We start from the raw sequence: 6,749 nt of genomic DNA, 5'->3' as shown, positions 1-6,749 counted from the left end.
CTTCTTTAACGACCTGCTTCTTAAATTCTTTAGAATGCTTATTTCTCGTCATGTCATCAGCCCCTATCACTAATAGTGTAATCCATACACACTCTTAGTGTCCAAGTTCTTTAGGGGGCTAAACAGATTTGTCTTTTCCTAAGAAATTGATTTTTTTATTACCAGATAATTTCTTAGGTGTATTTGAAGTTAGATTCGAACAAAAAGAATATCCTTCATTGAAAAGGGATGGGTTCTTTTCAAAAAATTATGTGTATGAAATCCCAACTTCAGGGGTTTTAAACACATCAAGCAATTTTAAAGAGGGCACAGCTGAGTTTTACTATGTAGATCTCACAGGCAATAGAAAAAAAGTTGATCGGGAGTTAGTTCATCCTGGTAAAAACGTAACGTGGGATGAGCACTATGCTAATGGAACAACTGAACATCATCCGCCTGTAATGGAAGTTTTTATTGGTAGTGAGGATCGGTGGAGAGAGTTTCAAAATAGTCAAAAAACGAAGTGAAATGCCATAAACGTTGAGGGACCTCTGCTGGATCCAGGCGATATATATGTCCGCCGGATCGGCTACTTATACCCCGCTAACTGGCAGTTATGCGCGGATTTAGAGTCTTACAGAAGGGAGCCATTCAGTTTTACGAGCAAACCATTAGTGCCGAGATTCTTTCCCTTGCAACTGAGAGTAGGTGAATCGGAGCTCGGATGCGCCTTGGGGATCGCCGATCGAAACCGGGAAACGGGTGACGATCTGCATTACGACGAACGATGTAGAGAAGTCAAAGCGGATCTTCGATGCTCTACGGCAAGACGGCCATGTCAATATGCCGTTTCAAGAGGAATCCTTCAGCCCTGGATTCGGCGACGTCACGGACAAGTTCGGCATGACCTTCCAGTCTACGCGGAGATGTAAACCATACCTCAGGAGAAAGAGTTGCCCATCATCTGGTGGCGCTACTCTTTTTTATATACAAACGAATTCTTCAATAGGTATTATAGTATTGAAGAATTCTTTCCTTGAAGGGTGAACACCGCAATGAACGTAACCGCAGAATTACAGTCATTTGACGAGTTGAAGCCGGGGTTAACCTCGTTCTGCTATAGGATGCTAGGGTCTATCGATGACGCAGACGATGCCGTGCAGGAAACCTTCATTCGCGTCTGGCAAAGCTGGAACTCCTTCCGACAGGAGTCCTCATTTAAAACGTGGGTCTATCGGATCGCATCAAATATTTGCCTGGACAAGCTAAGACAAGCGAAACGCCGCATTCGCCCTGTAGACTTCTCCGGCCCTGCGGAATCCATTGTCGAACCTCGCGAGACGCTGCCTGATTCGTCTTGGATCTGGCCGGCCCCTGACTTTTCGAATAATCCGGAAGATATTTTCATCCGTAAAGATACGCTGCATATCTGTTTTATTACACTTTTACAGATCTTGCCTCCCCGTCAACGTGCGGTGATAATTTTGAAGGATGTATTTGAGTGGCCTTCCAAGCAGATCGCAGAGACGTTAGGCATGTCGCCGGCCGCGGTCAACAGCGCTCTGCAGAGGGCCAGAGATACGCTTACGCGGGAACAACTCCGTTCCGATGAATTGGGCAGGAGCGAAGAGGCACCTGATCAGGAATTGCTGTCGCGTTATGTGGAAGCCTTCGAGCAATTCGATATCAATGCCCTGGTTGCCTTGTTTCATGAAGAGGGTCGGATGTCGATGCCGCCCTTCCCTATGTGGGTGCGCGGCAAGGACGATTTGTTCAAGTTCTTCACGCTTACGCGTTGGCATTGCGAGGGATCCCGGTTTGTACCGGTTACGGCGAATGGCGGTTTCCCCGCGTTAGCGCAATATATGTGGAGCAGGGAAGAGGACAGCTTGGTCCCTTGGGGAATTCACATCTTAGAAGTGAAAGACAACAAAGTATTCCACGTCCAAAATTTTATCAATCGAAAATTATTTGCCCGATTCGGGCTTCCGGATCGATTAGACCGATGAATTTCGCCCTTTGGCTTCGTCTACAGAAGTGAAAACAATAATAAGAAAGGGTGTTTTTACAATGAAAACGAATCAGCCGACGAAAGTAACCGTGCAAGCTGTTATTGGGGCGCCAGTAAAAAAGGTATGGAGGTACTGGTCCGAGCCGGAGCACATCACGAAGTGGAATCAAGCAACGGACACGTGGCACGCTCCAAGGGCGGAGAATGATCTGCGGGTGGGAGGCAAGTTTCTTACTCGGATGGAAGCAAAGGACGGAAGTATGGGTTTTGACTTCTATGGAACCTACGACGTTGTGAAGCCGCTTGAGCAGATTGTGTACACCTTGGAGGATGGGAGAAAGGTGGAGATCACCTTCCTAAAGCAAGGGAACGAAACCAAGGTGATCGAAACCTTCGACGCGGAAAGCACGCATTCCATTGACATGCAGCATGCGGGATGGCAAGCGATTTTGAACAATTTCAAGAAATACACGGAGGAAGTCCGATGATCGAGACGAATACGAAGACAGGGAAAACGCCGGTACACGACATCTCTAGAGCGCGTCTGTGGACAGCGCGTATCATGAGCGGGATTGTTATTCTGTTCATGCTGTTCGATGGGATCGGGAAAATGGCGAAGCCCGCGGCAGTGGTAGACGGCTCAGTCACGCTAGGCTTTGCGGAGCATCACCTTACAACGATGGGCGTTCTAGCCTTGCTCTGCACCATCCTGTATGCCATACCGCGAACGCGCTTCTTAGGGGCGCTGCTGCTCACAGGCTTCTTAGGAGGCGCCGTGGCCACACATCTCAGGGTGGATAACCCATTATGGTCTCATCTGCTGTTCCCCGTCTATGTGGCCATACTGGCATGGGGAGCGCTGTGGCTGAGCGATCGAAGATTGCGCAGTCTTCTCTGGGGACAACGCGAATAACATATATACTGCCGCCGTGGAAAAAAACGGCGGCTTTTTTGTTGCGTCATTACGGGATTGTACACGTATATTCGATCTGATCTAGCCTGGGGTTGTTGTTGTGCATAATGTTTTTGCTATACAAAGTAACCTTGTTTTGGAACCCAATAGGCATACAAAAGCAAACCGTTTCATTCCTGAAAGCAGTCCAGGAGCAAAACTACAACAGAGCTGCGGAACTGTTTGGCTGGGAAGGGCAGAAGACAGCGGGCAGCAAGGAAAGCGCTTGGAAGAAATTGGATGAAGAAGAAGGTGTTCGGCTACTATCCTTCAGTAACGTTAGTGCCGAATATGATGATGGTTGCTATTGCACGGGCCATGCGGATCTTGTGTTCGAGGTGAACGAAAGCCCTATGCAGGTTAGAGCTGTGATTACGTATGGATTAGGTGCAAGGCCGAAACAAATATGCGCAATAACACCCTCGGGGATGCAAGGCGGTTCCATTTTAGCGGCAGCTGCTCCTTCTGTCGTTAAGCTAAAGGGCAGAATAGTTTAAGGGTTCTAAGGAATACAAAGAAAGTAAAATAACACCGAGGTAACCCTCAGTGTTCTCTATTTTAATTATTATTAATTTCTTTGAATGACATTGAAATATCTTTATAGACATCTTTAACTTGGTTATAGCGATGCTGGGTACAATACAAAATAACTTTATAGAACGAATCTTTGGTTTCAACATAAGTAATTAAATATACAAACCGTTTATAATTTATTAAAGCTTGAATCTCGTATTGTTTCGCTGGAAACCCTTGAATGATAGGCTTACTAATAAGCTCTTCTGATATTCTTGATTTCATTCCCATTAGAGCATTGATCGAATAATCATTCAGCGATTTACTTTTTGTATCGTCTTTTTTTTCTCTAACAATAGCCAAGAAATCCTTTCTATCATTAAAATTTGCTGATAGAGTAAATCCATCCTGTACTTCAACTTCTGCAAATTTTTCCCAGTCTCCTGGTAAAGTAATTTGGACTCTATTATCATTTGATTTCAGCATATACTTAGATTCTGAAACGTTTATGTTATTTTTATATTCTTCAATTCTCGCTGTTCTTGAAGAATCATCCCATTCAACATTCATTCCAGTCGCATCAGCGACACTTCTCAGTGGAAGATAAATATTTCCATTATAATTAATTGGGGTCAGCGGTTTACCCTCATCATCGTTTGCGATAAATGGAATTCCTCTGACAACAATGTGTATGCTCTCATCTAGATAGGCTTTAATTTCCTTTAGTGAAGAACTTGCCGATAACCCCGATACATTTCCTAGTGTAAAAATCAATAGTGTAGCCATAACAACTATTATCTTTCTTTTAAAGAAAGTATGCATTCGATTTCTCCTTTATTGGTTATATATTCCTTATCGGCAATTCTTCAAATAATTTTAAGAAAGAAATATTAAAACCCTCCTTCTGCAGCTCATTATCAAGAGAATGCTCTGAATGAACTCAGTAAACAGGGATCCGTTGAACTCCCTCGGTACGATTAAGTTTTCTCACGAATGCTCGCTCATTCGCAGGATTTCACGCACCCTGTTAAATAGGAGTTTAAATGAGTGGATAATGCGGCTGGGCAGATCCGTTTGAGCGCATGCGGGAACAGAAGGTGCTGACATATTTACAACATCTTCCATTTAAAAGCTTTCTGCACGTCTCTCTCCACAAGGTCCTTGGGATTTACTCTCCCAAATCTCGACGGGTCTAAGCCCTCACATTCCTTCGTCCTATCTATCCAAGGTGTGGAGTCCGATCAACGTTAACGGAACGGGTCTAGGCCCTAAAGCGTAATGATCTCGGTACTCCGTGCTTTCTTTGTGAAATCCTGAGAATGAGCCAATCTACGTGTCTGGTTGCGATTTTATTTTTTAAGCTGCTAACGGTAACTGGGCCTTATCTGCGGAGAATTCTTGTCCTTCTTTCGCCATGGCTACAAGCATCCGAGCCAATTTCCCAATCAGCTTCATCATGGACTGCATTTTCGTCATTCGCTTCACTTCTACATTGTGTTTATGCAGGGCTTGGAATGTACGATTATGAGATAAGAGGTGAAACACAGTGAAATACAAGTGCTTACGTAGTAATGAGTTGCCTCGTTTCGTGAGCTTGATTTGCCCCTTGTATTTACCAGAACTACGTTCGGCCAAGTTCAATCCTGCCCAGATTTCCACGATTTGTTGCGGAGTTAGCTGCAGCAAGTCGGAAGGGGCTGGAAAACGACGCAAAGTGGCTAATGAACGAGTGCTAAAAATATCTTCAAATGCTTTTCTGTATTCTGGAAAACGGATGTCCAGCCAGCGGTGGATACGGTTCTCAATTCGCCCGGATTCAACAACCCAGTGCTCTCTGTTTGTAACGATTACCCGAATGCGGCGGAACGCTTCTTCCTTTGGTGAGAAGGGCGTGTAGTACCCGCGGCTCACGGCATCGGCAATGACCAGTGCATCCTTTGGGTCATTTTTTGAGGGAGAGTTATCTCTGTTTTCCTTATTTCGCTTGGTTGTCATTGGATTGACAAGGACAACAGCAATACCTCGATTTACCAGCCAGTTGGCAATATTGAACCAATAGTGACCGGTACTTTCCATTCCCACAACGACGTCGTTCATGCCGTGCATTTTCTGTAATTTCAGAATGTTACATTCTAAATACTCAAAACCGTCAAACTCATTCGAAAACATAATTGGGCGATTGGTGAGGACAATACCTCGAAAATTAATGGCATGTGCAGCGTGTTTCTCCTTGGCAATGTCGATGCCAACGACAAGAGTGGAAGTGGAAATTCGTTCTACACGTTGATTTTGAGCCTTAATTAGTCTAGACTTCATGATAACGCCTCCTAGGTGTGAGTTCTGAGGGCTGCAACCCAGTACATACTCATCCTAGCGGGGCGTCTCTTTTTCTGCAAATTGAATCTGCTAACGCCTACAGGAATGTTAACGGGGACGATAGCACAATTACAAATAGGCTGCCAGCATCAGCGAGGGTTGCGAAATAGATCCATTTCTCAATAAATAATGAAGAACCTAGATAAAATGAAGAGACCATAGCTCGTTGCTATGGTCTGTTTCTATGAAGCGGTCAGTAAAATTACAAATTACGAAATTCCCCTCACTCAATTCAACTGTCCGTCAACGCCTACCGCTGAACCTTTTGATCGCTTCCTCGGTCACCGGTGCGAAGAGGTTAACCAGGTTGCCGTCGGGATCGCGAAACAGCACAGCACGGTTCCCCCACGGCATTGTGGTTGGTTCCTTTACCCACTCGTCGACAAACGGCTTCAAGCGCTCGTATTCGGCATCGACATCGTGGACGCGGAACTCGATGATGACAGTGTGATTGTCGGCCGCCACTGCGGAACCAGCGCCGAACAGTTGCACCGTCTGGGAGTGGCCGATCGCCAGAGTGCACGATGGCACAACGAGTTCGGCAAAGATTGGCGCGGGGCGTTCCGCCGTAACACCCATGACTTTCTCATAGAACTCGACGAGACGATCCACGTCGTCGGTAATGATGCGTACTGAAGCAAAATTCACGAGATACCATCCTTCCTATTATAAATGATACAATACCGCATCCTATCATTGTGGGCCAAAATACGTCGCATTATATCCCACTCTTTTACGATTACTTACTCCGATTATAAAAAAACGCTACTGACAACAGTATGTCAGTAGCGTCAGCCTGTTGAAAAACTTCAACAGGCTACTTTTATCTTTAATATCTTTATCAAATTACCGCGTTAATATGATATAATATAACTATACTGTAAAGGCGGTGGTCTTATGCTTCGTTCCAACCCGAAT

At 45.1% G+C, this 6,749-nt stretch carries 8 protein-coding genes and 1 pseudogene; 6 read left to right on the top strand and 3 right to left on the bottom strand.

From position 1 onward, the window contains the following. Nucleotides 1-128 precede the first annotated feature (128 nt). The 6 genes and pseudogenes from ACFQI7_RS37460 to ACFQI7_RS37435 all read left to right on the top strand — a co-directional run bounded on the left by ACFQI7_RS37460 (nt 129) and on the right by ACFQI7_RS37435 (nt 3,439). A complete protein-coding gene (locus tag ACFQI7_RS37460; protein ID WP_218103503.1) occupies nt 129-506 on the top strand; it encodes a DUF6843 domain-containing protein in 378 nt (125 codons plus the stop codon). An 89-nt stretch (nt 507-595) separates the two neighbouring features. Continuing rightward, nucleotides 596-894, top strand: a pseudogene (locus tag ACFQI7_RS37455) (VOC family protein); the annotation flags it as partial. 140 nt (nt 895-1,034) lie between these two features. Continuing rightward, nucleotides 1,035-1,988 carry a sigma-70 family RNA polymerase sigma factor gene (locus tag ACFQI7_RS37450; protein WP_218103502.1) on the top strand — a complete coding sequence of 318 codons (954 nt, stop codon included), beginning with the start codon at nt 1,035-1,037 and terminating at the stop codon, nt 1,986-1,988. A 61-nt stretch (nt 1,989-2,049) separates the two neighbouring features. After that, a complete protein-coding gene (locus tag ACFQI7_RS37445) occupies nt 2,050-2,478 on the top strand; it encodes an SRPBCC family protein (RefSeq protein ID WP_218103500.1) in 429 nt (142 codons plus the stop codon). Further along, entirely contained in the window at nt 2,475-2,903 is a 429-nt protein-coding gene (locus ACFQI7_RS37440; protein ID WP_218103499.1) for a DoxX family protein, read from the top strand. The genes ACFQI7_RS37445 and ACFQI7_RS37440 overlap by 4 nt, the downstream gene beginning before the upstream one ends. Before the next feature lie 107 nt (nt 2,904-3,010). Beyond that, nucleotides 3,011-3,439: a hypothetical protein gene (locus ACFQI7_RS37435; protein WP_218103497.1), complete on the top strand. Its 429-nt coding sequence runs from the start codon at nt 3,011-3,013 to the stop codon at nt 3,437-3,439. Nucleotides 3,440-3,500: 61 nt separating this feature from the next. Here the strand turns inward: ACFQI7_RS37435 and ACFQI7_RS37430 are convergent, their stop codons facing one another. The 3 genes from ACFQI7_RS37430 to ACFQI7_RS37420 all read right to left on the bottom strand — a co-directional run bounded on the left by ACFQI7_RS37430 (nt 3,501) and on the right by ACFQI7_RS37420 (nt 6,479). Further along, nucleotides 3,501-4,277: a stalk domain-containing protein gene (locus tag ACFQI7_RS37430; RefSeq protein WP_218103496.1), complete on the bottom strand. Its 777-nt coding sequence runs from the start codon at nt 4,275-4,277 to the stop codon at nt 3,501-3,503. Between the two features lie 534 nt (nt 4,278-4,811). Next, on the bottom strand, nt 4,812-5,771 hold the full coding sequence (locus ACFQI7_RS37425; RefSeq protein ID WP_218103495.1) for an IS110 family transposase: 960 nt from the start codon (nt 5,769-5,771) through the stop codon (nt 4,812-4,814). Between the two features lie 303 nt (nt 5,772-6,074). Beyond that, a complete protein-coding gene (locus ACFQI7_RS37420) occupies nt 6,075-6,479 on the bottom strand; it encodes a VOC family protein (RefSeq protein WP_218103493.1) in 405 nt (134 codons plus the stop codon). Between the last annotated feature and the right edge of the window lie 270 nt (nt 6,480-6,749).

This window comes from Paenibacillus allorhizosphaerae (assembly GCF_042659105.1).
Classification (GTDB): domain Bacteria; phylum Bacillota; class Bacilli; order Paenibacillales; family NBRC-103111; genus Paenibacillus_G; species Paenibacillus_G allorhizosphaerae.
The sequence above is the reverse complement of the archived record's forward strand: the minus strand, read 5'-3'. Positions and strand labels throughout refer to the sequence as shown.